Source organism: Conexibacter sp. W3-3-2, assembly GCF_009707605.1.
Taxonomy (GTDB): Bacteria; Actinomycetota; Thermoleophilia; order Solirubrobacterales; family Solirubrobacteraceae; genus Paraconexibacter; species Paraconexibacter algicola.
The window spans coordinates 22,457-48,714 of the sequence record NZ_WLYW01000004.1 but is presented as its reverse complement, the minus strand read 5'-3'; the positions used below and the strand labels follow the sequence as shown (position 1 = coordinate 48,714).

Sequence of the window (26,258 nt, the reverse complement as noted above, 5' to 3'; positions counted from 1 at the left end):
CCCAGAAGTGGCGATGTTCAGCGGGTGGTTGAGGGTTCAGGATGTGTGGGATGTGGACCGTGGCCGTGGAGCGTTGTGGTAGACACCGAGAGGTGCGGGAAGGGGCGCTGGTCGATGTGCTGGTCGCGGACGACCATCCGCTCTTTCGCGACGCCCTGGCGCGGACGATCGCGGGGCACGAGCAGCTGCAGGTCGTCGCCCGCGCCGCGGACGGCGGCCAGGCGCTGGAGCTGATCGTGGAGCTGCAGCCGGATGTCGCGGTGCTCGATGTGCGGATGCCGTCGCTGGACGGGGTCCAGGTCGTCCGCCAGCTGGCCGAGCAGTCCGTGGCGGTGCCGGTGCTGCTGCTCTCCGCCTACGGGCAGGGGGGAGCTGGTTCACGAGGCGCTGCAGGCCGGTGCGGCTGGCTTCTTGAGCAAGGACGCCGAGGAGGACGATCTCTGCGACGCGGTCCTGGCGCTCGCCTCGGGCCGTACGGTGGTGGCCCCGGATCTGCAGCACGAGGTCTTCCAGCACGTCCGCCAGGCCCGTCTACAGCAGCGCGAGGAGCCTGCTCTGGTTCCATCGGCGCGCGAGCTCGAGGTGCTCCGGGCGTTGGCGCAGGGGTTGGGGTCGGCGGAGATCGCCAAGGCGATGCATCTCGGGACCGGGACGGTGAAGACCTACCAGGCACGGGTGTACGAGAAGCTCGGGGTCTCCGGCGCCACGGCGGCGGTCGCTGAGGCGCTGCGGCGCGGGTTGATCGAGTGAGCGTGGCGTGAACGACGAGCCGCGCCGCGCGCTGGCGGTGCTGCGCGTGTCGTTGATGCCGGTGATCGCGATCGGCGAGCTGCTGGTCGACCGTGATCTGCTGAGCCCAGGGTTCTGGTGGGTCTACGCTGCGGCGGCGATCTACGCGGTCGCGGTGCTGGTCGTGGTCATGGCCGGCCGCGAGCCGGTCCGGCTGGGGCACTTCACCGCGGTGGCGGACCTGTCGTTTTTGATGCTGCTTGAGGCGCTCTCCGGCGGTGCGTTCTCCCAGATCCGTCGCGCGCTGTACATCGTGCCGCTGTGGGCCGCGATGACCCAGGCCCCACGGGCGACCGCGTGGTGGGCGCTGGGCGCGGTGCTGGTGTACCTGACCGCCGCGCTGGTCCCGGTGGATCGTCAGCTGCCGGCGGATGCGACCGAGCAGACGATCGTGCACGGCCTGTATCTCGCGTGGACCGGCGCGATGGCCGTGCTGTTCGCCAGGATCTTGCAGGCCCGCCGCCGGCAGGTTGCCGAGCACGAGGCGCGCCGTCAGCGGCTGATCGCTGACGCGGTCGGCGCCCAGCAGCGCGAGCGACGCCGCCTCGCGTACGCGCTGCATGACGGGCCGGTCCAGAACCTGCTCTCCGCCGACCTGCGCCTGCGCCAGGCCAAACGCGGCGATCTGTCCGGGTTCGACGACGCCCGCAGCTCGATCAAGAGGACCGTCGCCGAGCTCCGCGACGCGCTCTTTGAGCTGCACCCCCACCAGCTCGACCTCTTCGGTCTCGCGCCGGCCCTTCGCGATCTCGCGGCCCGGGTCCGCGCCACCACCGACGCCGAGATCGACATCGAGGTGACCGCGACGAGCAAGCTCTACGACGACCTGCTCTTCCAGATCGCCCGCGAGCTGCTCACCAACGCCGCTCGGCACGCACACGCCACCCGGATCTCCGCGACCGTCCAGCAGACCGAGGATCGCCTCACCCTCACGGTCAGCGACGATGGCCACGGGATCCCGCCCGGCCGGCTCACCCAGGCTCGCGAGCAAGGTCATCTCGGCCTCGCCGCCATGGCCGAACGCCTCCATGCGTTCGCCGGAACCCTCGAGATCGACACTGGCACCGACGGGACGACGGTCAGGATCGCGCTGCCGATCCGACGTACCGCCGACCACGCGCACGCCGAATCGGTCGCACCCTCGTCCGCCGCTGTGCTCGAACGACGCCGGTCCGCGCCGATGAGCTAGGCAACGACGGGGGCGCATCCCCAGAACTGGGTGGTGCGCGTCGGGCGGACGGCTGACGCAAATGTGGTCGCTCGACAGACAGACAAGGCGTATTTCGGCGGTCACGATCTCTCTCACTACGAGACGGGCACCGGCCCCTCTCACCCGACCGGGAGGACCTTTCCCCATGCGCCGTGCCCCTCACGTGCTGGCCAGTGTCGCTGCGTCAGCCGCGCTCGCACTCTCTGCGACCGCTGCCCTCTCCCTCGCCCCCTCGATGGCGCTGGCCGACGGGCCGACCAGCGCTGTGGTCAGCGACCTGGACCAGGCGCTGGCCGAACAGGGCCTGGCCGGCTCGGTCGCGCCGAGCGGCATCGACGCCCCGTCTGACGGGAGCGCCGACGTGCAGATCACCCCCGGGGCCGCCGACGGGCCGGTCTCGCTCGCCACGCCGCAGATCACGCTCGGCCTTCCGGCCGACGGTGCCGGCACCCCGGCAGGGTCCACCACCATCTACGACGGCGACCACGCCGACAACCAGATCGCCGTGCAGCCGACGATCGCCGGCGCCCGCGCGCTCATCCACATCATCTCACCCGACGCGCCGACCACCTACCGCTTCGCGCTCGGCGGCGCCGCTGCGGCGCTGCAGCAGCAGGCCGACGGCTCGATCGCCGTCCTCGATGAGAACGGCGCGACCGCCGCGCTGCTGCCCGCACCGTGGGCGCGGGACGCCGAGGGCCGCGAGATCGCCACCCGCTACGAGATCGACGGCACCGACGTCGTGCAGATCGTCGAGCACCGCACCGCGGGCGTGAGCTACCCCGTCGTCGCCGACCCCAGCGTCGACCTCGATCCCGGCTGGCTGACCATCAAGGCGACCTTCTCCAAGGACGTCACCAACCGCGTCGCGTCCCTGGCCGTCGGTGCCGCCGGCACCGCCGCAGCGATCTCCGAGGCCTGCAGCCTGATCCCCAACTTCGCGCTGAAGGCCGCCTGCAAGGGCATCATCGCCGCTCGCGCCTACAACTTCATCAACTCCGCCCGCGACGCCCGCGCCAACGGCCAGTGCCTGTACTACCAGGCCCCCTACGCCCAGCTGTGGTCCGGCTGGTTCGGACGCAGCAGCAAGGACTGCCACAATCGCTGACATGCCCTCCGCACTGCTCTCCCGCGCGCTGACCTCAGCGGTCACCGCGATGGTCGTCTTCGGAGTCCTCGCCATGCTGCTGGACCTCGATAACGCCGCGCAGCTCGCAGTTGCGCTCGTCGCGGCACTGCTCGCCGGGGGGCTGGCCGCGACCGGCGTCCAGCACCTCGTCAGGCACCGCACCGGCGCCTGACCTGGCATCAACGACGTCCCGGAAGCCCGCACACACTCTGCGGGCTTCCGCCGTTCCCACCGCGTGCTCCAGAGCTTCCGCACCACCTGCCGCACAACGGCCCCCGTGTCGAGTTCCGGACCGTCCGGCCAGCGAAGCGCAGAGACGGCTCTCCACGCTGACGTCATCTTCAGCCCCCCGGCCAGCGCCACAAGACCAAACCCGGTGCAGTGCGCATCCCCAGTTCTGGGTGGTGGGTGTCGGGCGATCGGCTGACGTCGATCGGGCCGCCTGACGGACAGAAATTCAGCAGACGAACCGCGATGCTTCAGGGCGGCGCCCGGGCTCCGTCGGTTGAGGCGTGTCGGCACTTTCGAACTGCAGGAGATCTGGTTTCTGTGAAGCTTTCACGCCGCGTTGCGGCCACCATCCTCATGACCGTCGTCAGCGTGCTGGCGGTGGGTGCGTCGGCGCAGGCCGCGCCGCGGATCGTCGGTGGGTCGGAGGTGCCGGCCGGCGGGTTCCCATGGCAGGTCGCGCTCGTCGATGCAGCGGCCCCGGTCGAGGGCCAGTTCTGCGGCGGGACGCTGATCAGCCCAACCCGCGTCCTAACCGCCGCCCACTGCGTCACCGACACCGCCCCGGCAGACATCGCGGTCGTGGCCAACCGCCCGACCCTCTCGGACCAGACCGTGGGCACCGCAGCGACGGTCTCGGCGATCTCGGTCAACCCCGACGCCGACGCCTACGCCGGAGTTCCGCGCAACGACCTCGCGCTGCTGCTGCTGAGCGGGCCGGTCCCCAACGCCAAGCCGATCGCGATCACCGGTGCGCAGGGCGGCAGCGACGACAGCCTGTGGGCTGTGGGCAAGACGCTGTCGGTCTCGGGGTGGGGGGCGCTGCACGATCCCGGCCCGTTCGGGGCCGTCTACACCGCCGACACGCTGCGCTTCACCACGGTGGACCGGCTCAGCGACAGCGCCTGCACCGACGCCTACGGCTCCTCCTTCCGCACCACAGACATGTTCTGCGCCTCGAGCCCGGGCCGGGACTCCTGCTACGGGGACTCCGGCGGCCCGATCATCGCCCCGACCGTCGCGAGCCCGGACCCGGCCAACCCGGCGGACTACCGCCTGGTCGGCGTGGTGTCCTGGGGCGAGGGCTGCGCGCAGCCCGGATTCCCCGGCGTCTACACCCGTCTCGCGGCCCCAGCGCTGCGCGCCTACGCGACCGCTCCCAACCCGCCGATCGCACCCACCATCACCAGCCCGCCCACCATCACCGGCAACCCGGTAGTCGGGGAGACCCTGAGCTGCGGGCCGGCCACGTTCTCCGCACCGCCGCAGAGCACGGACACGTTCTGGTACACGGTCGACGTCAACTCCCCGCTGCCCTATCCCACGGCGATCCCCGACGCCACCAGCGCCACCTACACGCTCACCGTCGCGGACACCGGGCTGCTGATCGCCTGCGTCCAGCACGCCGCCTACCCCAACGCCGACCTGTATGCCGAGAGCGACCTGCTCGGCCCGATCGCCACGAGCGGGACGCCGGAGATGCCGCTCGGGGCCGAGGGTCAAAGCGTGCTGCTGAGCTACCAGCTCGCGGCTGTCACCTCGCAGCTCTCCACGCTGCAGGCCCAGGTCGCCGGTCTGCAGGCCCAGCAGCAGGACACCGCTGCGCTGCAGGCCAAGCTCAAGGCCGCGCGCGCGCAGGCCGCCAAGCTACGCAAGCAACTCAAGGCCAGCCGCAAAGCTCTCAAGGCCGCCAAGCGCAAGGCGGCAGCCAAACGCAAGCGCGCACGACGCGCCGCCCTTCGGGCCGTCGCGCACCGCCGCGCCTGAACACGGTCACCGGGGCGCTCATGGCCGGAGCGGGCGTCCCCGACGCAAGGTGGGATCGGGGACGCCGGTGTGAGAGCTCCGGTCCGCGCGTGAGAGAGGTGGCACGCAGCGGTCCAGCGCACTCTACGCGCGGCTACCCGGCCGCGGCGAAATCCTGGGTCGCGGCGTGCGCGGGTGGGGGAGGGGTGTGGGCGGCGACGTAGAGCGTCGCGCCCGACGGGCTTGACCCCATAGCCGCCGCGTGCCCGAGGCGGCGGGCCTCGCCCAGCAGCACCCGCACCCGCCGCTCCTCCAGGCCAAGCTGGGCGGCGAGCTGCCGGCAGGTCACCTGCCGCCCATCACGGACCTGCAACTCCCGCACGACAAGATCCAGCCCGTCCATGACAACCCCCGTTCGTCGAAACCCTCACACCCTGCCCGTGCGCCAGGTCACCGTACTGCAGCCGCCGTTGATGCGCCAACAACCTGGGCATCATGAGACACGCGTTGCGCGTTCAGCTGGCCGTGAGAGGGAGTGGGGTGGGGTGGTCGCATGTAGTGCGGAGGGTCTCGAGGGTCTGGCGCAGCAGGCGTGAGACGTGCATCTGGCTGAGGCCGACGCGCTCGGCGATCTGCGACTGCGTGAGGTCCTCCTCGAAGCGCAGCCGCAGGATCTCGCGCTCACGCGGCCCGACGACGCCGAGCGCGGCGTCCAGGGTGGCGCGGTGCTCGGCCAGCGCATACCCGCCGTCACGGTCGCCGTGGAGCTCGTGCAGCGTCGCGGTGTCCTGCAGGACCGGGGCGTCCAGCGACCCGACCGCCCGCGCGCGCTCACCAGCCATCACGTCCAGAATCTCCTCGACGGTCAGCTCGCAAGCCCGCGCGAGCTCGGGCACCGACGGGGAGCGCTGCAACCGGACGGTGAGCCGCTCGGTCTCGGTCTGCAGGAGCGCGGCGCGCTCCTGGATGTCGCGAGGCAGCCGGATCGTCGGCGCCTTGTCACGGAAGTGCCGGCGGATCTCCCCGGCGATGTTCGGGACTGGGCAAGCAGCCTGGACTTCCTGGGCATCGACTACTTCCCCGGGATCTCCGACAACGACTACAACTTCGACCGCATCGCAAAGGACATCGACGAGGCCAAGCGCCGCACCGGCAAGCCGTTCTACTTCACCGAGCTCGGAAGCCCCGGTGGCACCACGGCACAGAAGACCCGGATCGCCTCAGCAGTCCGCCGCTTCGAAGGCCAGGTCAGCGGGTTCTGGATGTGGAACCGCTTTGCGGTGAAGTCCAAGCGCGACGCCGAACGGTTCACGCTCGGAGCCCCGGCCATCCAGTACCTCAAGTACCACTTCTGACCAACACTATGATCCTCACCCCGAAGAAGCGCCTGCTCAGCGCAGCGTGCGTCATGGTGGGCAGCGGCATCCTCGCCGCGCCCGCCGCCGCCAGCCCCCAGATCATCACCCCGGTCCGCGTCGACACCGCGAAGGCCGGCGGCTACGAGGAGCTCGGACGTACCCAGTTCGCCCGCGGCGTCGTCGGCCACGGCCGCCGCTACATCGCGTACATCCCGGCAGCCGCGACAACCCGTCTGCGCGTGCGTGACACGCAGACCATGCGCGTGTTCGACATCCGACTCGGCCGCCGCGGCTGCGTGGCACTGGATGGCGATGATCGCACCGCGCTGGTGGGCTGCTACCGCGACGGCATCCAGCGCACTGCGCTGCTCATCGACCTGCGCAGCCGGAAGGTCCGATCACGGCCGACGACCAACACCCGAACCGTCGTCGACGCGCTCGGCACAAGGTGGCTGGCTATCAGACGATGCGTGAACGGGGAGCCGGGCGAGGCCCTCACGTGCATCGCCGTCTACCGTAACCGCCGAACCGGCAAGACCGTCGACGACCTCGGACCCGGCCGCGACCTCGACAGCGACACACTCAAGCCACGCTGCGCCACGCTACGGGCCTTGATGCCCGAGACCCCCAACGCCGAGGCCCTGGCGTGCAGTACTCGCGTCATCGCGACACGCAGCACCGACAACCCGACCGTCAACACTGTGCTGCGACGCCGCGGAGCACCCGCAATCACCCTCAGCCCCCGCTACGGCGGTCTGGCCGACCAGCCGTTCCTCGCGCTCGACGACACCCTCGCCGTCTGGACCGCCAGCAGCACCTCCGGCCCCCGCGCAGGCTACGGGCTGCAACTCCCATCCCGACGCCGGATCCGCTACGCCGTCCCCTCGCGAGCGACCGTCCGGCTCACCCAGCACGAGATCGTCTTCGCCCACGCACCCTTCGGCACCGACGGCACCACCGCACCCATCACGATCGCCCGCCGACCCTGAGCAGAACCCCCAAGAGTTAAGGTGGGCCGATGCCTGAGTACCCTCAAAGTGAGTTCGCGGCTCGCCTCAAGAGCCAAGGTCTGGAGAAGATCGGCGAGTCGACGATCGTCACGTCGACCGGCGACGGCGTCACCGTGACGATCGCCGGGACCGATGCCGCGATCACGGCATCGAGCTCCTCGGTGACGATCAGCTACCCGGACGACGGGGGCACGATCAGCATCCCGCTAGACGGCACCACGTACGACGAGATCGAGCTGGACGACCGCACGCTGCAGTACACCCTCGATGCAGGCGCCGGGACAACGATCGTGATCACCCACGACCAAAGCGCGTAACGAGCGGCCCCTGAGCGCCGTCCTGCGTCGTCCGAATCTTGGCAGCGAGGCCTTGCAAGCTGGGCCTCATCGCGCCAGAGTGCGGCCTACCTGACCAGTCGCGTTCCCGGGGGCACCAATGCCGATCGACCCGCCCAGCAACGGAAGCCCGTACCCCGAGGGTGCCGAGCCGTATACCCCTGAAGAAGGGACAGAGATGGAAGTCGTCGAGGTCGAGTACGTCGAGCGCGAGGGCGCGCGCGCCGTGGCGCCGTTCGTCGCGGCGGTAGCCGCTGGCGTTGTGGCGACGATGGTTTACAACGGCGGCGCGTGGACCATCAGCAAGGCGTGGGATGCCGGGACGCGTCAACCCGTCACCGACTTCACGCGACCGCAGACCGTCTACAACTCGGCGACCAACATGACATACACGTTGCAGCCCAACGGGTCCTACGCGGCCTCGGGCATCGCTCAGATGTGACTGTCGCATGGGCGACATCGCGCGAGCGTACGATAGCCAGCCCTCGCGGACACAAGCAAGACAGGGACCTCGCTCTGCGGGGTCCCTGTCTCGTTCCGGCAGCGGTCTCGAGCCACGCCCGATAATGATGATTACGTCAATCAACAACTGACCAACAACGTGTGACAACGTAATTGGACGGTTGTCAGGGGTCAAGACTACACTCACCGCATGGACCTCTCCATGCACGCCCAGGCCCGCCTCGCCGTCGCCGCGGCCGCACAGGACCTCAGCGACCGCGCACGCTCGCTCGTCACCGTCCACCCGGACGACACGCGCGAGCTCGTCGAGCTCGCACACCAGCTCGTGCAGCAGGCCGAGGAGATCCAGCTGCTCGCCGTCACCGCGGCGCGCGAAGCGGGCGTCAGCTGGCAGGACGTCGGCCAGCAGCTCGGCGACGTCACCAAACAGTCCGCCCACGCCCGGTTCGCCTCCGGCGTCGAGGAGGTCCGCGAGCGCATCATCTTCCCGGGGCGCGAGGGCTCGGCTGGCTCGCCGGGCTGGTGGGCCTGCCCCGACGGACTCGAAGACCCCAAGCGCACCCTCCGCCGGCTCGACGCCTGGAGCGCGCGGCACCGCGAGCGCACCGACCCCAAACGCGACGAGGCGCCCGTCAGCGCCGGGATCCACGCGATCAACGACACCCATCCCGGGATCTCCGGCATCGCGCTCGTCACCGACCTGGCGAAGCGGCTCGTCGACCGACAGCTCCCCGACGGCGTCACCGAAGAGGACGCTCGCGTGCTCCTGGCGCAGGCGAAGGTCCGCACCTACGACCGCATTGCCGCAACAACGTCCGGCCTCCGCGCCGACGAAGCCCGGACGCTAGCTCAGCACGCGCGCAACGAGCTCGCCCATCTCGAGCGAGCATGAGGCGCACAGCACTCAGTTTCGGGTGCGGGGATGCGTCGCAGACGATGGACCGCCGACCGGCCGGTCGGAAGCGGCGAGGTCAGTCGGAGTAGTGCTTTGCGCCCTCGCCCCACCATGGCCTGAGCGCAGGCAGGTCGCTGCGTCGGGGATCGGGCGTGAGCGGGCGTTCGCCGTCGTCCTGGGCGGTGCGCCTGCCGTACTGGTCGGGAAGCTCGCCCCAGCCCCAGTAGGCGAGCGGGACCGCGGGCACGATCCCGAGCTTCTCGAGCGGGTCGACGCGGTGCTCGGCGACGGTCAGCAGATGCGTCCAGTCATCGCCCATATCGAAGGTGTAGACGAACTGCTCCGCCGCCGCGAGCCGGCTGAGCTTGACCTCGCCGGCCGGACACATCTGCTCACTCGGATCCTCCCATGGGATCGGGCCGACCAGCCGCGAGCCGTCGCCCAGCTCGAACATGGTCAGGTGAGATCGGTCCCAGCGCGAGAACGCGGTATCGATCGCCTCGGCCAGCTGCGCGAATGTGTGCGAGCGCGACGCCGCCAGATCGCGCCCGGGCCGAGGCCAGAACGAGCGCCCCCGGCCCTCAACGAGTTCAACACGGATCGAAAGCCACGTTCGCGCCACGTAGGAAGTCTCCCTTACGTCGTCAAGGCCCCTCCTAGTTCGCTTGCGACGAAGTGTTGGTGTGAGTCGCTGTGGATGTCGGAAGCTTTGCGTCGCGACCCGGGTCCTGAGGTAGGTTCGGGTTGGCGCTGAGATCTGAGAGAGGGAGAAGAGATGCGGCTTGAGATTGGGAGTGATATCCCGCGAGCTTCGGCAGGAATTGTGCAGGAGCAGGTGGAGGGTGTCGAGTTCGAGGAGACGCTGGAGCATCTGGATCCGCTGACTGCGGCTGTGGTGTTCGGTGGGGCGGCGTTGCTGGGGAACTTCCTGGTGCGGCTGTGGCGTGAGATTGAGGGCGGTACGGTGATCGATCTGACGAAGGACCCGGTGCAGATCAACCGCAGTCGCGATCTGGCGTACGGGTACTTTCTGGTGGTGGCCAAGGATGGGTCGGTGAAGGTCGAGGCCAAGGATGAGCCGGAGACGGCGTTGGAGCGTCTGACGACGGCGGTGCTGAAGCTTCCGGTTGATGCGGCTGCCAGCGCGGTGAAGGCCGCGATCGAGGCGGCGGCTGGCGATGCGAAGGTGACGACCGAGACGACGCCGGCGAACTAGAGGAGTGCGGTTGTGACGATCGTTGCCGTTGCCGTTGCTCCTGACGGGATCGTGTTGGCCGGGGACGGGCGAGCGACGCTGCGCGGCGGGCGGCGTCACAGGATCAGGACCGACGAGGCGCAGAAGGTGTTTGCGCCCTATCCGGGGGTGGGGATCGCGACGTACGGGTCGGCGCTGATCGGGCATTCCACGATCTCGGGGCTGGTGCGGAGTTTCGTGGCGCGGCGCTCGTCGGAGGCGGGGACGCTCGCGGACGATGTAGCCGGTGATCTGCGCGAGTTCGCTGAGGACGCGATCGCGGCCGAGGCCAAGCGTTCAGGCCTGGGCCTGAAGCAGGTCGGGTTCTTGGTTGCGGGCTATGACGGGCGGGGCGTCGGGCAGGTTCGGGAGGTCGTCGTCCCCGGGCTGCCCAATGCCGCCGCCGCCGCGGAACTCACGACCGATGAGCCGGGCTTTCTGTTTCGAGGCAACACGCAGTATGTGCGGCGGCTTCTGGAGGGCTTTGACCGGGCGGCGATGGACCGTCAGGGCATCGCGCTGTCGGCGAAAGCGGCGGCGGGGCTGGACGGGTTGGCGTTCATCCCCAACACGCCGCTGACTATCCAGGACGGCCTGGATTGGGCGCTGTTCATCGTGCGGCTGTCGATTGACATGGACCGCTTGACCGACGGCACGCTTGGTGAGCCAGAGGGTGTGCCCAGCTGCGGCGGCCGCGTGACCGCGCTACGGGTCTCGCAGGCGCAGAGTCACTGGCTCATCCCGCCTGACGTGCGGCCGCGCGCCGCCGGGGTGGCCGAGCAGGGGTAGACGATGAGGCAGCGCGCTCGAGGCGCGCGACGCGGTCCATGCGCATCTGCGCGATGCGTGTCGCGCTGAAGGTGTCCTGGGCGATGTCCGCCGGGCTGGTCGCGGTGTCGAGGTCCTCGTCGAGAGCGACGTCCTCGGCGGTCCGGTCAGCGGGCTTCTTTGGTGAGGTGTCGGGCATCGGCTGTTCCTCAGGCGGAGGGGACGAGTTGTGGCCAGCGCGGCAGTTGGTGGTCCAGCGGCTCGCTGCGGTCCCCGCGAAGCCAGTCGTTGAAGATGTCGATGGCGGCGTGCACGGCGGGGCCTTCGGCGCTGAACCCCACGACGCGGCCCTCGGCGTCGTAGTCGACGTAGACGAAGGGCGCCGGCGCTTCGGCGCGATCGCGGATTGCGTCAGGGACGACGGTCACGTAGACGCTGTCACCACGCTCATTGACGGTGATGTTGGAGGCCATGATCTTCCCTTGGTCGGAATGTGCACCACAATCTTCCAGACGCGCAACCGTCGGCAAACACGAAAGCCTCAACCCAGCACCCCAGCCTCCTCTAGACATTCATCGGTCCTCGTATGGGTCTTGTATCGGGTCCTGATAACGGTCATTGCATGGACTTTGTATTGCTTTCGGCTGCCGCCAAGCCGCGAGGGAGCTGCGCGGCGTATTCGGTCGCCGTGGAGCTCGTAGGAAGCTAGGCTGCTCGTATGCCGCTGTTCGAGAGCCAAGCTCGCAAGGACCTCCAGGACTGGGGGGTCTCCGAAGAGGAGGCGCTCGATGTCGCCGCTACGGGCAAGGTTACCTACGAGCACTACGTCAGCCCTTACGACGGCTGGACGGTCCGCGAGAAAACGATCGACGGTCGGCGGATCTCGCTGGTGCACAGCAACGACGACCGGATCACCCGGGTGCGAGTGCTTTCAAGCTGATGAGCTCCGATCTGCGCCGCGCCGCGATCGAAGAACTGCTGCGCCGCTCTGGCCGCGAAACCCTGCCGCTACGCCGCGCGTTCGTGCAGCGACCCAACCCGCGCGGCGGGCCCGGAATCGGCGGCGGACCGCTCAGCGCGTTTGGCAAACGCAACACCGCACTGGACCTCTACCTCCTCTGCCACGCCCTGGTCAGCAAGGAGCCCTGGGACGTCACGCTCCCCTCGAAGGTCTGGGCGCGCATGGTCGGCGTCCCGGAAACCACGGCGGGAGTGCAGTCGATGTCCCGGCAATGGACCTGGCTGGAACAGCAAGGCCTCATCCGCACCAGCCGCCAGGGACGCCACCGCCGCATCGTGCTGCTGCGCGAAGACGGCAGCAGGACCCCCTACACCCACCCCGGCGCCACCGACGAGCACCGAGCGGTCCCAGAAGGCAACTACCTGCAGCTCCCCTACGCCTACTGGCGCATGGCCTACGACGAGCGACTCTCGATGTCCGCCAAGCTCGTCCTGCTGATCTGCGTCTCTCTGCAGGACGAGTTCATCCTGCCCGTCACCCATGCCGCCAAGTGGTACGGGCTCAGCGCCACCCGAATCCACGACGGACTCACCCAGCTACGCCACCTCGACCTCCTCGAGATGCGCGTCGTCTCGCGCCCCGCCCCCCCTCACCGAACGAGGCGTGACCTTCGAGCGCTACTACACCCTCAAACCACCCCTGCGACTCCCCGAAACAACCCGCCAGCTCTAGCGGGTCATGAGTCGCCGCTCTTCTGCAGCGGTTGCTCGGGCAGGTCGTCCGGTTTAGGGGGCGGCTGGGTGGGCCGCGGAGCAGCGGCGCGTGGGCCCATCGCTTTCTCCCCGGGCGCCCAGCCCTCGATCAGCCGGTCAGCCGCCGGCTCCTTCTGCTCGGCAGGGTCGTCGCGCTCGGTCACTTCTTCGTGTCGCTGGGCTTGGGCGGGGGCGCGGTAGGGCGCGGCGCCTGGCTGTTCGGACGCATCCCGCGCTCCTCGAGCGGGCCTTGGCCGAGAGTCTTCGGTCCCGAAGGGTTCGGAGGTTTGGGCATGTGGTCAGTCTGACGGGTCGGTCGGCGGCGAGGGCTCGGTCGAAGCGTAGACCTCCACCGTCGCGATCTCGCCTGCGGAGACCCACAGTCCGAGCGACCCCACGGCAGGTTTGCTGAACCACCCGTCGTCGTCGAACTCCCATCGCTCGGCGATGAACAGGTCTCCGCCGTGGTCGGAGTAGGCGGCAAGGCTCTGGGAGCCATACCAGCCGCCGACGATGCGGCCCGTGGTCGTGCGGACCCGGATCATCGCCGTGCCTTCCTGAGAGAACATGGCGTCCCACCCCGAGCGGGTCGAATGCGCCGTCGAGAGCTTGAGCCACCTCAGCGCCCGGCCGCGCCACGACGATCGCGACCACCGGGCGCCCGCGACGGCGATCACGATCGGCAGCACAAGGACGATGCAGGTGCCGACGATCAGCGAGAGCCGAAGGCTGCGGCGGCCCTCGTAGATCGCGATGAGATCCCCGCGATCGGCGCCGGCGATCACCGCGACGGCAAGGACCAAGACGTAGACCAAGGCGGAGTAGAACAAGGCGAGCAGGAGCCGGTCAAACGCGCCGTCGTCCCTGCGCACGATGTAGAGCCGCTCACGCAGCAGGATCGTCACGAACCCCGGCAAGACAAAGACGCCAAGCACGAGGATCGCCGTCCCGGTATCAGGCGCCATCAGCTCGCCGATCGCTCACGGCACGAACCCCGCCGCGCGCAGCTGCTGGCCGGTGATCTCCCAGGCCGTGCCCGTGGCCCAGTCGGTGGTGAGCTGGTCCAGGAAGTCGTGCAGCTCGTCGGGGTCGGACTGGCGGGTAAGCCAGTGACGCAGCACAGCGGCCGCGATGGTGGCTTTGTCGGCGGTGGTCTCCCAGTCCAGGACGACGCGGGGTCCGGACGCCAGGACGACGTGGCTGGTGCCGCCGTTGGGGGTCGTGGTGGTGCAGCTCAGCTCGGTGCGCTCGCCGCCGTGCTGCAAGCCCGGCACATAGCGGCCGGCGTAGGTCGTCGTCTCCCCCATGCTTCAGCTCAAATCGTGACGCGCAGCCCGGGCGCGTGGAGGCCGAGACGGTCTCGTAGCTGGCCGGCCGCAATCAGCTGCGCCTGGCCGGCGAGGTCTTCGAGGGTGATGTCGTGCTCAGCCAGCAGTCCGAGGGCCTGGGTGATGAGCAGGGGCCGTTCGGGGGCGGGCCGGGGTCCGGGCTCTTGGCGTCGCCAGCCGCGGGCGGAGAGGTACTTCATCGCGCTGGTATACCCGGCCGCATCCAAGAGGCCGAGATCACGGCCGCGGTAGAGCAGTGCAGCGAGGGAGAGGCCGACCTCGGTGCGTAGGCGTTGCAGTTGGCGCCAGTCTAGCCGTCCGGTGGGCCAGCCGTCGGTGATGAGCTCGGCCGGGGCGATGAATGCGCTGCCAAAGCGCTGGGCCTGCTGCTCGAGCTGCTTGTTGGCCGGCTCGGGATCGGCGGCGTGCAAAAGGATGTGACCGAGCTCGTGCGCAGCGTCCAGCCGCGAGCGCTCATACACGTTCTTGGCCGTGCCGAGCATCACCAAGGGCCGCGGCCCGGACGTCCAGGAGAACGCATCAACGGTGTCCGAGGTCTGGTCGTTGTCGATCAAGGCAGTGCGGAACACCACGATCCCATGACGCTCGAGCACCCGCACCACGTTCTCCACCGGCCGGTCTGCAGGGATCCCCCAGCGCTCACGCACCACGCTCGCCGCTGCCTCTGCGGCCTCTGGCGGATTGTCGGGGTCCAGGTGCAGGCCGAGGTCATCGAACGGGGGCAGGGTGACGCGCTGTTCGACGCTGCGCACGAGCTCGGCGGCCAACCCGGCCAGGGCTGTGGCCTGTTCGCGGTCGCGTTTGGTCGTGCGGCGCAGACTGCGAAAGAACGAGTCCTGCACGTCGGGCAGTAGCGTCGGCTGCCCACTGCCCGCAAGGAAGCCGGCCGGGACGCTCAGCGCCAGCGCCAACCGGGCGAGCGTCGCCGGCCGCGGAGTGTGCGTGCCGCTCTCGAACTGACTGACGGATGCCGGCGTGAGGTCAGCGCGGCGGGCGACCTCGGTGCGGGTGATGCCCTGCAGCTGACGGGCGAGCTTCAGCCGCTGCGGATCGAAATGCGCCGCGGCAGATCCCAGGCCGCTCACGACCGATCGTCGCGCTCGTCACCGGCAGCGTCCTCGGACTCGCGCAGCTCGAGCTCCAAGTCGTCGTCGCCCGCGGCCGCAGGCAGCGCCACGACCCGCTCGTCACCCGAGTCCTCCGTCTCCTGCGGGGCCTCGTCGAGTTCGGGCACCGCCCGTAGGCGCAGCCCGAAGTCCACCTCCTCCCCGGCAACGGCGCCGGTGGCCGGGCGGGTGAGCGGCTCGTGCCACTCCCACCCCAACGTGCCGGCGTCCAGCTCGTAGGGGACGCCGACGATCGCATGGGAGAACCCGTTGTCGGGGTCCCCGAAGTGCACCACCACCACGTAGGGGGCGCGACCGTCCTCGACCGCCGTCAAAGTGCCGTTGACGACGTCCAGGCGCAGCTGTGCGCCGTTGCGCTTGACGATCCGCTTGCGCACCTGCGAGCTGTCAAACCGCATCGTCTCCGCCGACATGGTCCCCGGCGGCGCCTTGCAGACGTAGACCTCGATGTCGTTGTCCAACCGCAGGAAGAACGTGTGCTCGCTGTAGTGCGGCGTCACGCCATCCATCCCCTCGGTCGCCTCGAACAGCGCCTCGGCGACGTTCTCCGACGTCGTGATCCCGAACCCGCGCGGCGTATCCCACCGATCCAGATCAAACCGCTCGCTGTTGTCGTCGTAGACCGCCCCCAACACGTCCATCAGTACGACGCGCAGCCGGCCAGCGACACCCTCGGGGCAGCAATCATCGAAACGCATGTCCGGAATCCAAGCACAAACCGAAGACGGAAGTCTGAACAGCGGCCGATTTGCATGCTTCATGTCGAGTATGTAAGGGAAGATCATGGCTGACTACGACATCACGCGCCGCGAGGACCATTCGTGGCAGGTGACCACCCCCGGAGCGACACGCGCCAGCGCGGTCCGGTCGACCCAAGCGGAGGCCTACGCGACTGTCGCGAGTTCGCACGCAACTCCGGCGGCGGCTTCGGCGAGGCATACGGGGCCATCGGAACTCACGAACAGCCCTCGCAACTCACGAAGGTTTCCCATCGGCACGCGACGAACGACGTACGACCACCCTCCTGTAGTCGGGTAGACATCTTGTGACTCGAATCGCGTCGAGGTACTCCAGATGCGCTAGAGCGTACTTTCGCGAGGTCCCCAATTCGTCGCGCAGCCTGGCTACCGTGATTTCCCCTTCATCCGCGAGAATCGCTAGCGCCTGGTGCCTGACAGTGGCGAGTGCCTTGGAGTGGCCGTACATGGTGCCGCCGAGTCGGATGGCGACACCGGCTGCGACAAGGGTGCGAAGTTCTTCAGAGAACGCGGCTAGCGTGGACCGGTCTGGGGGCTCGTGGCCAGCGTCGCGCAACAGCCGCTCGAGGGCCAGTTCGCTAGGGGTGAAGGACGCCGGGCCGCCACCAAAAGCCTTCGGCTCAAGATCGGGCGGTGAGTATCCGGGGTCCGGTCGAGCCGTTCGGTGTGTTGCTGCTCGCGAGTTGGGACGGTGCCGCTTTGCATGCGGATCGAGAACGAGCGCGCCCCCGAGCGTGTTCGGGGGCGAACTGGCCCGGATTACGACGCGATCGCCGGCCCGGGCCAGCAGCGGGTCGCGTCCTCTGAACTGCCAGCGACCGTCACCGAGACTGGCCAAGCGTCCCAGAGAGCTACGCGTCCCGTGATGCAAATGGACGTAGCGCCCTGACGGATCATCCTTGAAACTCGATTGCAGATCGAGGATCCAAGAGGGGCGGATCTTGGCCTCTGTGCTGACGAGCGCGTCGCCTGGCTTGATGTGCTCCCGGTGCACTCCTGTCACGTTGACGGCTACCCGCTGTCCAGCGGGGACCTGGTCGACCGGGGTTTCGTGGACACGGAGGTCGCGGACCCGTATTCGTTGGTCGATCGGAAACACCGCGAGCCGGTCGCCGCGCCGCAGAACTCCTGACCACAGGGTCCCGGTCACAACCGTGCCGGCGCCTTTGACCGCAAACACCCGATCGATATGCAGCACGACCGGCCCTACATGGCGCGCGCGGGATTCAGTGTGCGTGAGAATCGTTGTGAGCCGTTCGGTGAGGTTGGCGAGTCCCAGACCGGTGCGCGCCGAGCACGGGATCAGACTGACGTCGGGTCCGAGCAGGTCGCGTGCCTGCGCGGATGCCGCTGCCGGGTCTGCGATGTCCGCCTTGGTGATCGCGACGACGCCACGGCGAATGTTGAGAGCTCGCAACACCGTCCAGTGTTCGCGGGTTTGGGGCATGACGCCATCGTCGGCAGCAATCACCATCAGATAGGCGTCGATTCCGGTAGCTCCCGCGACCATCGTGCGGACAAAGCGCTCATGTCCAGGGACGTCGATGACCGAGATCTGACGGCCGTTGGGCAAGATCAGCGGCGCGTATCCAAGAGCGATCGAGAGCCCACGCGCGCGCTCTTCCGGCAAGCGGTCGGTATCGCACCCGGTCAGCGCTGCGACGAGGGAGGTCTTCCCGTGGTCAACATGTCCGGCAGTACCGAGAGTCAGTGGTCCTGTCATTCCGTCTTGCAGTGGAGGGCAAGAAGGACGGTCGCAGCGGCTGCCTCAAGCTCGTCGTCAGCAAGGGTGCGAGGGTCCAAAAGGACCTCCCCGTCGGATATTCGGGCTACAACCGGGGGCTGCCCCTGACGCAGCGCCGCCGCCAGGGCCTTAGCGCCGCGGGCGCCAGCATCCAACGTAACGACCGGCCCAGCGAGTTCGACAAGCGGAAGCGCCCCGCCTCCGACGCGCGCCGTTGCGCTACTCACCCGGCCTCCAGTCAAGCCAGCCAAACGGGTTGCGCGCTCGGCAAGTTCTTCGTCGGTTGCGCAGAGCATGGCCAATACCGGCAACGCACGTCGCGCATACTCCGGATCGCGGTACAACGCTAGCGTCGCCTCGAGCGCCGCCAACGACAACTTGTCGATACGGACTGCTCGAGCCAGCGGGTGAGAACGACATTGCTCGATTGCATCACGGCGTCCGACCATCAACCCGGACTGTGGACCGCCCAGCAACTTGTCCCCGGAGAAGGCCACGACAGCGGCACCCGCTCTGACCGATCTCCGGACCGACGGCTCGTCTGCAAGCACGGCGAGGTCGTCGGCAAGCACTCCGGAACCGACATCGTCGATGACAGGCACGCCCAAGCCACAAAGAGCTTCGATCTCGACTTCTTCTGCGAAACCTACGGTCCGGAAGTTCGAAGGATGGACGCGCAATACGGCTCGCGTGCGTTCAGTGATGGCGCGGCGGTAATCCCCGAGGCGCGTGCGGTTGGTGGTGCCGACCTCCACCATTTCCGAATGGCTCAACGCCACGACCTCCGGGATGCGAAAGGCGCCGCCGATCTCGACCAAGTGGCCTCGTGACACGATGATTTCCGCTCCCTTACCAGCGAGCGCGGAAGTGGCAAGGAGCGTCGCGGCTGCGCAGTTGTTGACTGTCATCGCTGCCTCTGACCCAGTGAGCTCGCAAAGCAGGTCGGCGACATGATCGTGTCGTGAACCGCGCTGACCCGAGAGCAGGTCCACCTCGAGATTGGTGTATCCGCGGGCTGTCGAGCTGACCGCGAGTTGCGCGGCTTCGGCGAGAGGGGCGCGACCGAGGTTCGTGTGAAGGACCACCCCAGTCGCATTCAGGACACGTTGGAGCGATGGCCGAAGGCGATCGTGCGCGCAGGCAACCAGGTCTCGCCCGTCTACGTCGTCGTCTCCAGCCAGAATCGCGGCGCGGCGCTCTTCAAGCTCTACTCGAGCGACAGCCACGGCGAGCCGGTCGACTGACGGCAATTCGCGCAGACGTCGTCTCATCTCAGCCTCAGCGAACATCGTGCGCGGCACGGCAAGCGGAGCGGCGAAGGAGTCGAACCTCCCAACCGCGGGGCTGCCGCGGCTCGCCGGCTTTGAAGGCCGGGTAGGCCACCAGGCCCTGGCCGCTCCCGGTCTGACCGCTCACGAACATACCTTGATCGATCCGGGCCGTCCCTCGACCAGCCTACCGATGACAACTCCCGGGATCTCAGCAGCCCGATCTGCATCCACGGCTATCAAGAGTCCTCCTGACGTCGTTGCGTCGGAGACGAGTCGCCGCTGCCATTCCGGTACGACGGCGTCGAACGTAGTGAACTCCGCAGAGTACGCTCGGTTCTTTGCGCTGCCTCCTGAGACTGCCCCGTCCCCGCGCAAGAGTTCGTCAACCCCCGCAAGCGCCGGAACCCTGTCAGCGTCCACTTCTGCGGCGACGCCGCTAGCGAGCGCAAGCTCGTGGAGGTGGACCACGAGTCCGAACCCCGTCACGTCGGTCGCAGCATGAGCGCCCGTCGCAAGAGCCGCCGATGCAGCTCGATCGTTAAGGGCCCCCATCGTTTCAATTGCCGCGTCGAGCGACTCCTTGCCGCCTACTCCACGCTTCAACGCGGTCGTAATCGCCCCGACTCCGAGCGGCTTGGTCAGGACAAGCGCATCTCCAACGCGAGCCCCCGCGTTTGTGAGGATCCGGTCTGGGTGGATCGTCCCCGTCACTGCAAATCCGAACTTCGGCTCGGGGTCATCGATCGAATGCCCCCCGACCACCAACGCACCCGCTGCTTCGATGACCGAAAGCCCCCCGCGCAGGACTTCTCGAAGAACGCCAGCGCCGAGGCGCTCCAGCGGGAACGCGACCAAGGACAACGCCGACAACGGCGTTCCCCCCCATCGCGTAGACGTCTGATAGCGCGTTGGCCGCGGCGATCCGCCCGAAGTCAAACGGATCGTCGACGATTGGAGTGAAGAAATCGACCGTCTGGATCAACGCAAGATCGTTGCTGATCCGGACGACTCCGGCATCGTCAGACGTCCGGTTCCCGACGATGAGACGTGAGTCTTCGCGTGCGTCAAGCGAGTCCAAGATGGGTCGCAGCGCGGCCGCCGGGAGCTTGCACCCGCACCCCGCTCCGTGCGAAAGAGAGGTCAACGGAACATGTTCCTGCTGGTCGTAACTCACTAGATCCGCCTCGTGTGATCGTGGTAGAGCTGTCTTGGCGTGAAGCAGAAGAAGACTTTAGGGGCGACGGTGCGGAGTCCGTAAAGCAACGTGCGCACGTCGCTGTGTTCAGCCGTAGGCTCCGCGAGAGTGCCAGCGACTTGATGCAGCAGGTAGCACCCGAGCACCTTCCCGGCGCTGGCGCATGGCGCTAGAAGGTTGACGCCGAACGGTCATGTGCGACATGCTGGGGCGGTAGAGCGTGCGTCACCAAGTTATCTGGAGGAACGCAGTGAAGACGAACCGTCGTGACCTGTTCAAGCTAGGCGCGATCACCGCAGTCGGGCATGCCATCGCAACGCCCGGATCCGCGTCCGCGTCGGGAGTAGACGGTTTCCATTCCGGCACCTTCCGAAGCCTGGAAAGCGCGGAAAGTGCGAGCGTAGAACTCGTCGGGGGCCAGGCCGTCGTCGTGCACCTCGCCCCTGGCTGCGAGGTGTTGCACGGGCTGGCAGGCGACGTTGCCGACCTAACTGACTTCGTCACGGGCGAAGAGGTTGTCTTTGCGTCCGACAGCGTCGACGACGCGATCGTCTACGCGACGGTCTTTCAGTCTATGGCCTCGGCAGTGACTACGACCATCAAGCGCTCCGATGACGAAGAGCTCGGAACCAGCGCTGGGACATTCGCGGTGAACGAGAGTGTCGGTGACCCAGCTGACCAGTCTGGCCGCGCGGTCATCACGTACTGGACAGATCCACAGGACGGCGCTCGGTACGCGAACGCGGTGAACGACGTCCGAAAGTGAGCGGCGCGACACTCATCGGGATCTGGCTGTTTGGGTCGCTGCTCCTTGCCGCTGGAGCAGCGAAGGCTGTCGCGCGTGAACAGACGTCCGACATGCTTGTCGCGCTCGGCATGCGGAAACGTCTCGCAGCAGCCGGCGCTGTGGCAGTACCGATCGTGGAACTCGCGATTGGTGTCGGTTCGTTCACGGCACCCACCAGCGAGCTCGTCGCGGGTGCCGTCATAGCAGTCTTTGCCGCGTTCGCGGGCGCCGGAGCAGTCGCGATGCGCAGAGGAATCGATGTCCCCTGTGCGTGCTTCGGAGCGGTTCAGCGTCGGCCGAAGTCTTTGGGAAAGCAGCAAATTAGCTTGTTCATGGTGGCGCTGGTCATGATTGTCCCTGCTCTTATGATCGGGTATCTGCCGAGTGATGCCCCTGTCGAAGGAGCGGAGGGCGCAGCGTTCGGTCTAGCCCTGTCTGCGGCAGCGGTAGCCATCCTGGGTGGCTCGTCGTGGTGGAAGGTGCGAGGGGCTCGTCGCTCGATGGACGAAGCGCGCCTTAGCACGAAGAGCTTTGCTGCAGAAGCGGCTTAAACAATGGTGACCGTCCTCGTCCTCGTCGCATCTGGCGGTCTGCTGATCACATCAGCGGCGCTCGTTGAGGTATTCCGGCAACTCGCCGAAATCCGACGAACCCTCGATCTGGACGATTCGCCGATGGCGCTCGAGTTCCAGGAGCGCGACCTGCGCGAAGCGCCGGTGGACCTGCCGCCCGACATGCTCGAAGGGCATCACGGCCTTGTCTTCCTTCACGCAACCTGCGGTACCTGCCGGTTGGTCGCCGAGGCCTATGCATCAGCGCCGGACCGGCGAGCGATCTTCGTGATCCCTAGCGAGGACGTTGACGCAACGCCAGCGTTTCGCCGCCTCGCGGAGACTTCTCAGGTGTTCGCCGACAGCGATGAAGCCCTGGCAGGCTTTCTAGGCATGGACGTCGCCCCTTCGGTGGTGGGCGTCGAAGACGGCCGCGCCGTCGGCGCTGTCGGAATCTCCACTGTCCGCCAGGTAAAAACGGCGCTGCCGCAGGCAACCGCTCCACGGCAGGAGAGTCACCATGTGGGATGAGGTCGCGATCTTCGCGTTGGCGATGGCGGCGGGCTTTGCGCAGCTCGCTAGCCCGTGAGGCCTGTCCTTTGTCGGCGTCATGCGACTTGATCCCGACGCTCCCGTGAGGAGCACGAGCAGACGTCAAAGCCTCAGGATGGTCATGCCTCTAGGAGGAGGCTTCCTGCTATCTGCGACATTGGTGTCTGGCGCTTTCGCGACGCTCGGAGAGCTGCTCGCTGTCCCAGAACAAGTCGCTATCTGGCTCGGGGCGATCGTGCTTCTGGCCTTCGCCATTCTCGAGCTGACGGGCGTTCGCCGGAGTCTTCTGCTTCGCCAGACGCCGCGCATGCTGCCGGCACGCCTCGGCGACATCCCCGGTTCATTTGCCTGGGGGGTCGATACAGGCGCGATGGTGACCACTTACCGAACATCGTTCGCCACGTGGGCGTTGCTGAGTGTGGGACTCCTGGGACTCGCCGGGCCATGGGTCGGAGCCGGATACGCCGCGGGCTTCGTCATCCCCCCTTGCCATCGCCGCACTCTGTGCTCCCACCGGAGCTTTCGCGCGCACGACTAATGACCTCACCATGGCGATCAACGCCCGCCGCACTGGCATGAACGCCACCATCTCTGGGCTGCTTCTCGTTGCCGCCCTGACCCTGACAGCCACCTAAGGAGGACCATGTCGGTGCAGATGTTTGACCAAGAAAGCGAGTCGACCCGACGCGGCGTACTCGGTCGTTTCACTGCGGCGAGCGCCGCGCTGTTTGCGGGAATAGCCGCAGCGGGAGCGGACGAGGCGTCCGCGTACCCCTACCGATGCTGCGGTCTCGCCAGCGACCGGCGCTGCTCCGGCTGCGGAAGCAGCGGAGGGTTTACGTGCCCGAGCGGATACAACAAGAAGTTCTGGTTCTGCTGCCAGAGTGGCGGGCTTTACGGGTGCGGCGAGTGCGCCCGGGGCTCCACCTGCTACCAAGGGCCCTTCTACTGCTCGTGTGGGTACGTCGCTTCAGGACCGTGCAGGTCCTAAAGCGTGCTGCGATGACGGCGGCAGCGGGGCTGTTGCCTGCCGCCGTCTTCGTTGGCTGTGGCGCCACGGGGACCGACAGCAAGCCCTCAAGTTCGACCCCGCAGCCAGCGGCTTCGCCCAGTGCGACCAGCAACGACGACTGTGGGCGAGCAACTCCAGACGGGCTTGTCATGCTTCGCGACGCTGTACTCGCCCTTCCCCTTGGTTCCTCGGTAGGCGCCGCGCTACAGGAAAGCACTGCCGCGGACGGCCGGCGATTCGGAAAGATCGGACTATGGGTCCGAGGCCGAACGACTTTGCGTCTAACAGCTGAGGGCGAGGAAGGACGCCGGGTAGACATAGTGGGATGGCCTTCCCGAGTGCCACGATCGTCCTCAATCCTCCGGCAAACGCCACGCGCCGTCCGTTGTGCCGATCAGGAATGGATTCCCTACCCAGGCGGTTTCGTCTACGCAGAACGACAGTGCGCGACCTTTGTGGTCCGAAACGACACTCGCTCTGTCCGCGTCCCAGTTGGACTAGGCCGAGCCTGCCCCCCCCGGCTCACGAGCGCAGGAGCAGACGGCACCGTAACGGTGCAATCGGCGCGTCACCGCCCCCTCCGTGCTGACAGACATCCGGCCCGATGCTCTTACAACCGCTCCAGCGCGACCCGTCCTCGCTCGAAACCGTCGCGGATTGCGTCGGCACGTCGGGCGTCGGTGAGCGTGACGTACTTCAGCGTCGTGCGCACGTCGGCATGGCCGGCGAGGTCGCGGATAAGCTCGACCGGCACGTCGCGTTCTGCGAGCTGGGTGCAGAACGTGTGCCGCAGGACGTGCGGGTGACGAAGGTCATCGGGCAGCCGGGCAGTGGTGGCGTGCTTGGCGGTGAGCTCGGCGATCGCGTCGGGCTGCATCCGCTGCGCGGGCCGGTTGCGGGTGAGCGTCACGAACAGCGGCGCTCCGACGAGGTCCTCCTCGCTCGATGCTGGTCGGCGCTTGAACCACGCGGCGACGGCCTCGAGCGCCTGCTTGCTGAGGGGGACGGTGCGGGTCTTGCCGCCCTTGGCCTGCCGGACGACGACGGCGTAGCGGGTCTGCGAGCGGGTCGGGGCGATCGCGTCGCGGGCGCCGGCGCGGTGGCGGGCGTGCTCGGTGATGTCCTCGACGTTCAAGCGGGTGACTTCGGCGCGGCGCAGGCCGGCGTCGCCCATGAGCGCGAGGATCGCGACATCGCGCAACCCGGCGGTGGTGCGGCGGTCGGGGATCCGCAGCAGGCCGTCGTACTCGGCGAGCGAGAGCGCCCGAACCGGCGCCTCCTCCCCCGCCTTGATCGTCTTGACCCGCTGGATCCGCGGGTCGAGCTCCAGGGCGTCGGCAAGCCGGCGGATCGCGGCCATCCTCGAGGACAGCGTCGACGAGGACAGGCCACGGCGAGCGAGGTCGTCGCGGAACGCAACCACCAGGTCGCGGTCGACGGCGGCCGCGGTCACCGGCTGCCCGCCGGCCCGGGCGGCGGCGAAGTCGGCGAGCTGGCGGTAGGCGGCGGCGTAGGCGCGGCGGGTGTTCGGCGCGGCCTGCTCGGCCGCGACCCCGAGCGCAGCCTGCAGCAGGTCTCCCCCTCCCCCGGTCCGTCGAGGACCTCGACGACGTCGCGGCGCGCGAGGTCGCTCATGATCCCGGGACGGGTCGCGGCTCGACACGCCAGGCCGCGATGGTGTATTCGCGCGCGCCCGCGTCAACGCCGTAAACAACGCGGCCGCCGCGCAGAGTCATACGCCGGCCCGGGCGCGCTGGGCCCTCAGCTCGAGGACCTGCGCCTGCAGCTCGGCGGGCAGGTGGTCGCCGGTCGCGCGCGCGAGCAGCCGCAGCTCGGCGTCGACGAGCGCGGAGACATCGACCTCGAGCGTGTCGTTCGGCCAGAGACCGGGGACCGCCGGCAGCGGATCGGGGACGAGACGAAGATCGGTCATGCCCCCGATCGTGAACGGTGCCCCGGACGGCTTGCCCCTGATAAGTGCCTTTATGAGGGGCCTTGCCAAGAGGTCGACCACTTCGAATCGTCACTCTGGTTTCGCCGTCCTCGTGTTTATCACCGGGCTTGATGTGGGCTATTCGCGATGCTCCGTATCGCGACGCTTCAGGTCGCAACGTGGTCGACTTTCCATGGGCTTCCGTCGCGGCAGGTGCCACAATGTTCGGGTGCTCGAGGGGGACTCCGAAGACGATGCGTTGTACATCGAGGGCGCCCTGCTCTGCTCGGTAGTCAAGGTCCTCGACGAGCACGCGCAACAGGGACTGGACGCGCCGTACCTCGTCCTTCTTAACCCAGCGAACTTCGCGCTTCTCTCCTGGGATGAGATCTACGGGATGCCCGTTCTGGCCGACGACAGGGTCCCCCCGATGCGATGTCGCCTTGTTTGCGGCGCCGAAGGATGGGCCGGCGAGTACGAGGGCGAGCCGGTCTGGTGGATCGACGGAATCCCTCACCGGGTCCTCTCGGACGTCGACGAGGACCAGGCGGCTGCCTAATCGTCGAAGGCTTCGTGCCTGAACAGGCTGCCCCCGTAGTGACGGGCGAGCTGGCGCTTGAGATGCACGGCAGCGGTCACCGAGAGCTGTGCGATGCGTTGCTGCTCGAGGTAGCCGTGATCGAGGGTCGTAGGGGCGTAGAGCAACGCCAGGCTCTCCGGCATCTCGGCCGACGCAAGCGCGGGTAGGTACAGATAGTTGGCTAGGTGGTCGTACTTGCGCAGCTGGTCCAAGGAGGCCTCCTTGATCGCACCTTGCGCGACGAGGTCCTCCAGTGGCCATACCGGAACGACGGTGCGGAAGGGATGCGCGTAGCGGCCGGGCTCTCCTTGTGCCGCCATTGAGCACGAGGGCGTGATCAACATCGCGAATCCGACTTCGAACGGCCCCGAGACGAATTTGCGGTTCCCGTGGTTGAAGACGTCGGCCGGCAGCTGCAGGCCCATGGGGACTCCCGTGAAGAGGTCCCCCTGGCGCAGGTGGGTGGTGCGGTCCTCGTAGTAGAGGTGGTCGTCGGGCCGGGGCTGGCTGCTCACCTGGCCA

Annotated in this window: 32 protein-coding genes, 1 tRNA gene and 2 pseudogenes; 20 read left to right on the top strand and 15 right to left on the bottom strand. The window is 67.9% G+C overall.

Going from position 1 to position 26,258, the window contains the following annotated elements; genetic code table 11:
- Positions 1-41: 41 nt before the first annotated feature.
- The 6 genes and pseudogenes from GKE82_RS31825 to GKE82_RS25985 form a co-directional block, all read left to right on the top strand.
- Positions 42-305: pseudogene (locus GKE82_RS31825) on the top strand (response regulator transcription factor); the annotation flags it as partial.
- A 106-nt stretch (positions 306-411) separates the two neighbouring features.
- Positions 412-750, top strand: coding sequence for a response regulator transcription factor (locus GKE82_RS29480; protein WP_230317287.1), 339 nt, complete (start codon positions 412-414; stop codon positions 748-750).
- A 37-nt stretch (positions 751-787) separates the two neighbouring features.
- Complete coding sequence (locus GKE82_RS26000; RefSeq protein WP_154735800.1) at positions 788-1,978, top strand: sensor histidine kinase; 1,191 nt, start codon at positions 788-790, stop codon at positions 1,976-1,978.
- Positions 1,979-2,234: 256 nt separating this feature from the next.
- Positions 2,235-3,107 carry a hypothetical protein gene (locus tag GKE82_RS25995; RefSeq protein WP_154735799.1) on the top strand — a complete coding sequence of 291 codons (873 nt, stop codon included), beginning with the start codon at positions 2,235-2,237 and terminating at the stop codon, positions 3,105-3,107.
- Position 3,108: 1 nt separating this feature from the next.
- Complete coding sequence (locus GKE82_RS25990; protein WP_154735798.1) at positions 3,109-3,300, top strand: hypothetical protein; 192 nt, start codon at positions 3,109-3,111, stop codon at positions 3,298-3,300.
- 413 nt (positions 3,301-3,713) lie between these two features.
- Positions 3,714-5,123, top strand: coding sequence for a serine protease (locus tag GKE82_RS25985; protein WP_196189480.1), 1,410 nt, complete (start codon positions 3,714-3,716; stop codon positions 5,121-5,123).
- A 133-nt stretch (positions 5,124-5,256) separates the two neighbouring features.
- On the opposite strand, the gene GKE82_RS25980 is transcribed toward GKE82_RS25985, so the two are convergent.
- Entirely contained in the window at positions 5,257-5,505 is a 249-nt protein-coding gene (locus GKE82_RS25980; RefSeq protein WP_154735796.1) for a hypothetical protein, read from the bottom strand.
- Between the two features lie 112 nt (positions 5,506-5,617).
- Positions 5,618-6,082 carry a sigma-70 family RNA polymerase sigma factor gene (locus GKE82_RS25975; protein ID WP_230317294.1) on the bottom strand — a complete coding sequence of 155 codons (465 nt, stop codon included), beginning with the start codon at positions 6,080-6,082 and terminating at the stop codon, positions 5,618-5,620.
- Positions 6,083-6,109: 27 nt separating this feature from the next.
- Between GKE82_RS25975 and GKE82_RS29475 the strand changes: the two genes are divergently transcribed.
- The 5 genes from GKE82_RS29475 (at position 6,110) to GKE82_RS25955 (ending at position 9,159) form a co-directional block, all read left to right on the top strand.
- Positions 6,110-6,457 carry a hypothetical protein gene (locus GKE82_RS29475; protein ID WP_230317286.1) on the top strand — a complete coding sequence of 116 codons (348 nt, stop codon included), beginning with the start codon at positions 6,110-6,112 and terminating at the stop codon, positions 6,455-6,457.
- An 8-nt stretch (positions 6,458-6,465) separates the two neighbouring features.
- Positions 6,466-7,449, top strand: a complete 984-nt coding sequence (locus GKE82_RS25970) for a hypothetical protein (protein ID WP_154735794.1) — start codon at positions 6,466-6,468, stop codon at positions 7,447-7,449.
- 29 nt (positions 7,450-7,478) lie between these two features.
- Positions 7,479-7,787, top strand: a complete 309-nt coding sequence (locus GKE82_RS25965; RefSeq protein ID WP_154735793.1) for a hypothetical protein — start codon at positions 7,479-7,481, stop codon at positions 7,785-7,787.
- A gap of 196 nt (positions 7,788-7,983) precedes the next feature.
- A complete protein-coding gene (locus tag GKE82_RS25960) occupies positions 7,984-8,247 on the top strand; it encodes a hypothetical protein (RefSeq protein ID WP_154735792.1) in 264 nt (87 codons plus the stop codon).
- Positions 8,248-8,457: 210 nt separating this feature from the next.
- Positions 8,458-9,159 carry a hypothetical protein gene (locus GKE82_RS25955; RefSeq protein WP_154735791.1) on the top strand — a complete coding sequence of 234 codons (702 nt, stop codon included), beginning with the start codon at positions 8,458-8,460 and terminating at the stop codon, positions 9,157-9,159.
- Between the two features lie 79 nt (positions 9,160-9,238).
- Here GKE82_RS25955 and GKE82_RS25950 read toward each other — a convergent pair whose 3' ends face one another.
- Complete coding sequence (locus GKE82_RS25950; RefSeq protein WP_309233848.1) at positions 9,239-9,784, bottom strand: hypothetical protein; 546 nt, start codon at positions 9,782-9,784, stop codon at positions 9,239-9,241.
- 201 nt (positions 9,785-9,985) lie between these two features.
- Here GKE82_RS25950 and GKE82_RS25945 point away from each other — a divergent pair, with 201 nt between their 5' ends.
- The gene (locus GKE82_RS25945) at positions 9,986-10,378 is read left to right on the top strand and encodes a hypothetical protein (RefSeq protein ID WP_154735789.1); all 393 of its coding nucleotides are present in this window, start codon (positions 9,986-9,988) and stop codon (positions 10,376-10,378) included.
- A gap of 12 nt (positions 10,379-10,390) precedes the next feature.
- Positions 10,391-11,185, top strand: a complete 795-nt coding sequence (locus tag GKE82_RS25940) for a hypothetical protein (protein ID WP_154735788.1) — start codon at positions 10,391-10,393, stop codon at positions 11,183-11,185.
- Between the two features lie 188 nt (positions 11,186-11,373).
- On the opposite strand, the gene GKE82_RS25935 is transcribed toward GKE82_RS25940, so the two are convergent.
- Positions 11,374-11,637, bottom strand: a complete 264-nt coding sequence (locus GKE82_RS25935) for a DUF2283 domain-containing protein (protein WP_196189479.1) — start codon at positions 11,635-11,637, stop codon at positions 11,374-11,376.
- A gap of 245 nt (positions 11,638-11,882) precedes the next feature.
- Between GKE82_RS25935 and GKE82_RS25930 the strand changes: the two genes are divergently transcribed.
- Both GKE82_RS25930 and GKE82_RS25925 read left to right on the top strand, forming a co-directional pair.
- On the top strand, positions 11,883-12,104 hold the full coding sequence (locus GKE82_RS25930; RefSeq protein WP_154735786.1) for a hypothetical protein: 222 nt from the start codon (positions 11,883-11,885) through the stop codon (positions 12,102-12,104).
- On the top strand, positions 12,104-13,078 hold the full coding sequence (locus tag GKE82_RS25925) for a hypothetical protein (protein WP_154735785.1): 975 nt from the start codon (positions 12,104-12,106) through the stop codon (positions 13,076-13,078). The genes GKE82_RS25930 and GKE82_RS25925 overlap by 1 nt, the downstream gene beginning before the upstream one ends.
- 98 nt (positions 13,079-13,176) lie before the next feature.
- Here GKE82_RS25925 and GKE82_RS25920 read toward each other — a convergent pair whose 3' ends face one another.
- The 4 genes from GKE82_RS25920 to GKE82_RS25905 are packed head-to-tail and all read right to left on the bottom strand — an operon-like array spanning position 13,177 to position 16,138.
- Positions 13,177-13,842 carry a DUF6338 family protein gene (locus GKE82_RS25920; RefSeq protein ID WP_154735784.1) on the bottom strand — a complete coding sequence of 222 codons (666 nt, stop codon included), beginning with the start codon at positions 13,840-13,842 and terminating at the stop codon, positions 13,177-13,179.
- A gap of 15 nt (positions 13,843-13,857) precedes the next feature.
- Positions 13,858-14,184, bottom strand: coding sequence for a hypothetical protein (locus GKE82_RS25915; protein WP_154735783.1), 327 nt, complete (start codon positions 14,182-14,184; stop codon positions 13,858-13,860).
- An 8-nt stretch (positions 14,185-14,192) separates the two neighbouring features.
- Complete coding sequence (locus GKE82_RS25910) at positions 14,193-15,311, bottom strand: XRE family transcriptional regulator (RefSeq protein ID WP_154735782.1); 1,119 nt, start codon at positions 15,309-15,311, stop codon at positions 14,193-14,195.
- Entirely contained in the window at positions 15,308-16,138 is an 831-nt protein-coding gene (locus tag GKE82_RS25905; RefSeq protein ID WP_154735781.1) for a hypothetical protein, read from the bottom strand. Before GKE82_RS25905 ends, GKE82_RS25910 begins: the two co-directional genes overlap by 4 nt.
- On the opposite strand from GKE82_RS25905, the gene GKE82_RS31820 reads away from it, so the two are divergent.
- Entirely contained in the window at positions 16,137-16,391 is a 255-nt protein-coding gene (locus GKE82_RS31820) for a DUF2188 domain-containing protein (protein ID WP_154735780.1), read from the top strand. The genes GKE82_RS25905 and GKE82_RS31820 overlap by 2 nt on opposite strands.
- Here the strand turns inward: GKE82_RS31820 and selB are convergent.
- The 4 genes and pseudogenes from selB to selD all read right to left on the bottom strand — a co-directional run bounded on the left by selB (position 16,329) and on the right by selD (position 20,300).
- Entirely contained in the window at positions 16,329-17,834 is a 1,506-nt protein-coding gene (gene selB, locus GKE82_RS25895) for a selenocysteine-specific translation elongation factor (RefSeq protein WP_154735779.1), read from the bottom strand. The genes GKE82_RS31820 and selB overlap by 63 nt on opposite strands.
- Complete coding sequence (gene selA / locus GKE82_RS25890; protein ID WP_230317285.1) at positions 17,831-19,126, bottom strand: L-seryl-tRNA(Sec) selenium transferase; 1,296 nt, start codon at positions 19,124-19,126, stop codon at positions 17,831-17,833. Before selA ends, selB begins: the two co-directional genes overlap by 4 nt.
- 35 nt (positions 19,127-19,161) lie before the next feature.
- A tRNA-Sec gene (locus GKE82_RS25885) sits at positions 19,162-19,255 on the bottom strand.
- A gap of 12 nt (positions 19,256-19,267) precedes the next feature.
- Positions 19,268-20,300, bottom strand: a pseudogene (selD, locus tag GKE82_RS25880) (selenide, water dikinase SelD).
- A 271-nt stretch (positions 20,301-20,571) separates the two neighbouring features.
- Between selD and GKE82_RS25875 the strand changes: the two are divergent.
- The 3 genes from GKE82_RS25875 to GKE82_RS25865 are packed head-to-tail and all read left to right on the top strand — an operon-like array spanning position 20,572 to position 22,190.
- Entirely contained in the window at positions 20,572-21,087 is a 516-nt protein-coding gene (locus GKE82_RS25875; protein ID WP_154735778.1) for a hypothetical protein, read from the top strand.
- Positions 21,084-21,659: a MauE/DoxX family redox-associated membrane protein gene (locus tag GKE82_RS25870; RefSeq protein WP_154735777.1), complete on the top strand. Its 576-nt coding sequence runs from the start codon at positions 21,084-21,086 to the stop codon at positions 21,657-21,659. Before GKE82_RS25875 ends, GKE82_RS25870 begins: the two co-directional genes overlap by 4 nt.
- Positions 21,660-21,665: 6 nt before the next feature.
- Positions 21,666-22,190, top strand: a complete 525-nt coding sequence (locus tag GKE82_RS25865; RefSeq protein ID WP_230317284.1) for a hypothetical protein — start codon at positions 21,666-21,668, stop codon at positions 22,188-22,190.
- A 1,643-nt stretch (positions 22,191-23,833) separates the two neighbouring features.
- Here the strand turns inward: GKE82_RS25865 and GKE82_RS25860 are convergent.
- Together GKE82_RS25860 and GKE82_RS25855 are read right to left on the bottom strand one after the other, a co-directional pair.
- A complete protein-coding gene (locus GKE82_RS25860; protein ID WP_196189478.1) occupies positions 23,834-24,886 on the bottom strand; it encodes a tyrosine-type recombinase/integrase in 1,053 nt (350 codons plus the stop codon).
- Positions 24,887-24,955: 69 nt separating this feature from the next.
- Positions 24,956-25,156, bottom strand: coding sequence for a hypothetical protein (locus GKE82_RS25855; RefSeq protein WP_154735774.1), 201 nt, complete (start codon positions 25,154-25,156; stop codon positions 24,956-24,958).
- 229 nt (positions 25,157-25,385) lie between these two features.
- Here GKE82_RS25855 and GKE82_RS25850 point away from each other — a divergent pair, with 229 nt between their 5' ends.
- Complete coding sequence (locus tag GKE82_RS25850) at positions 25,386-25,715, top strand: hypothetical protein (RefSeq protein ID WP_154735773.1); 330 nt, start codon at positions 25,386-25,388, stop codon at positions 25,713-25,715.
- Here GKE82_RS25850 and GKE82_RS25845 read toward each other — a convergent pair.
- Positions 25,712-26,251, bottom strand: a complete 540-nt coding sequence (locus tag GKE82_RS25845) for a hypothetical protein (protein WP_154735772.1) — start codon at positions 26,249-26,251, stop codon at positions 25,712-25,714. The two genes, GKE82_RS25850 and GKE82_RS25845, sit on opposite strands and share 4 nt — an antisense overlap.
- Positions 26,252-26,258 lie beyond the last annotated feature (7 nt).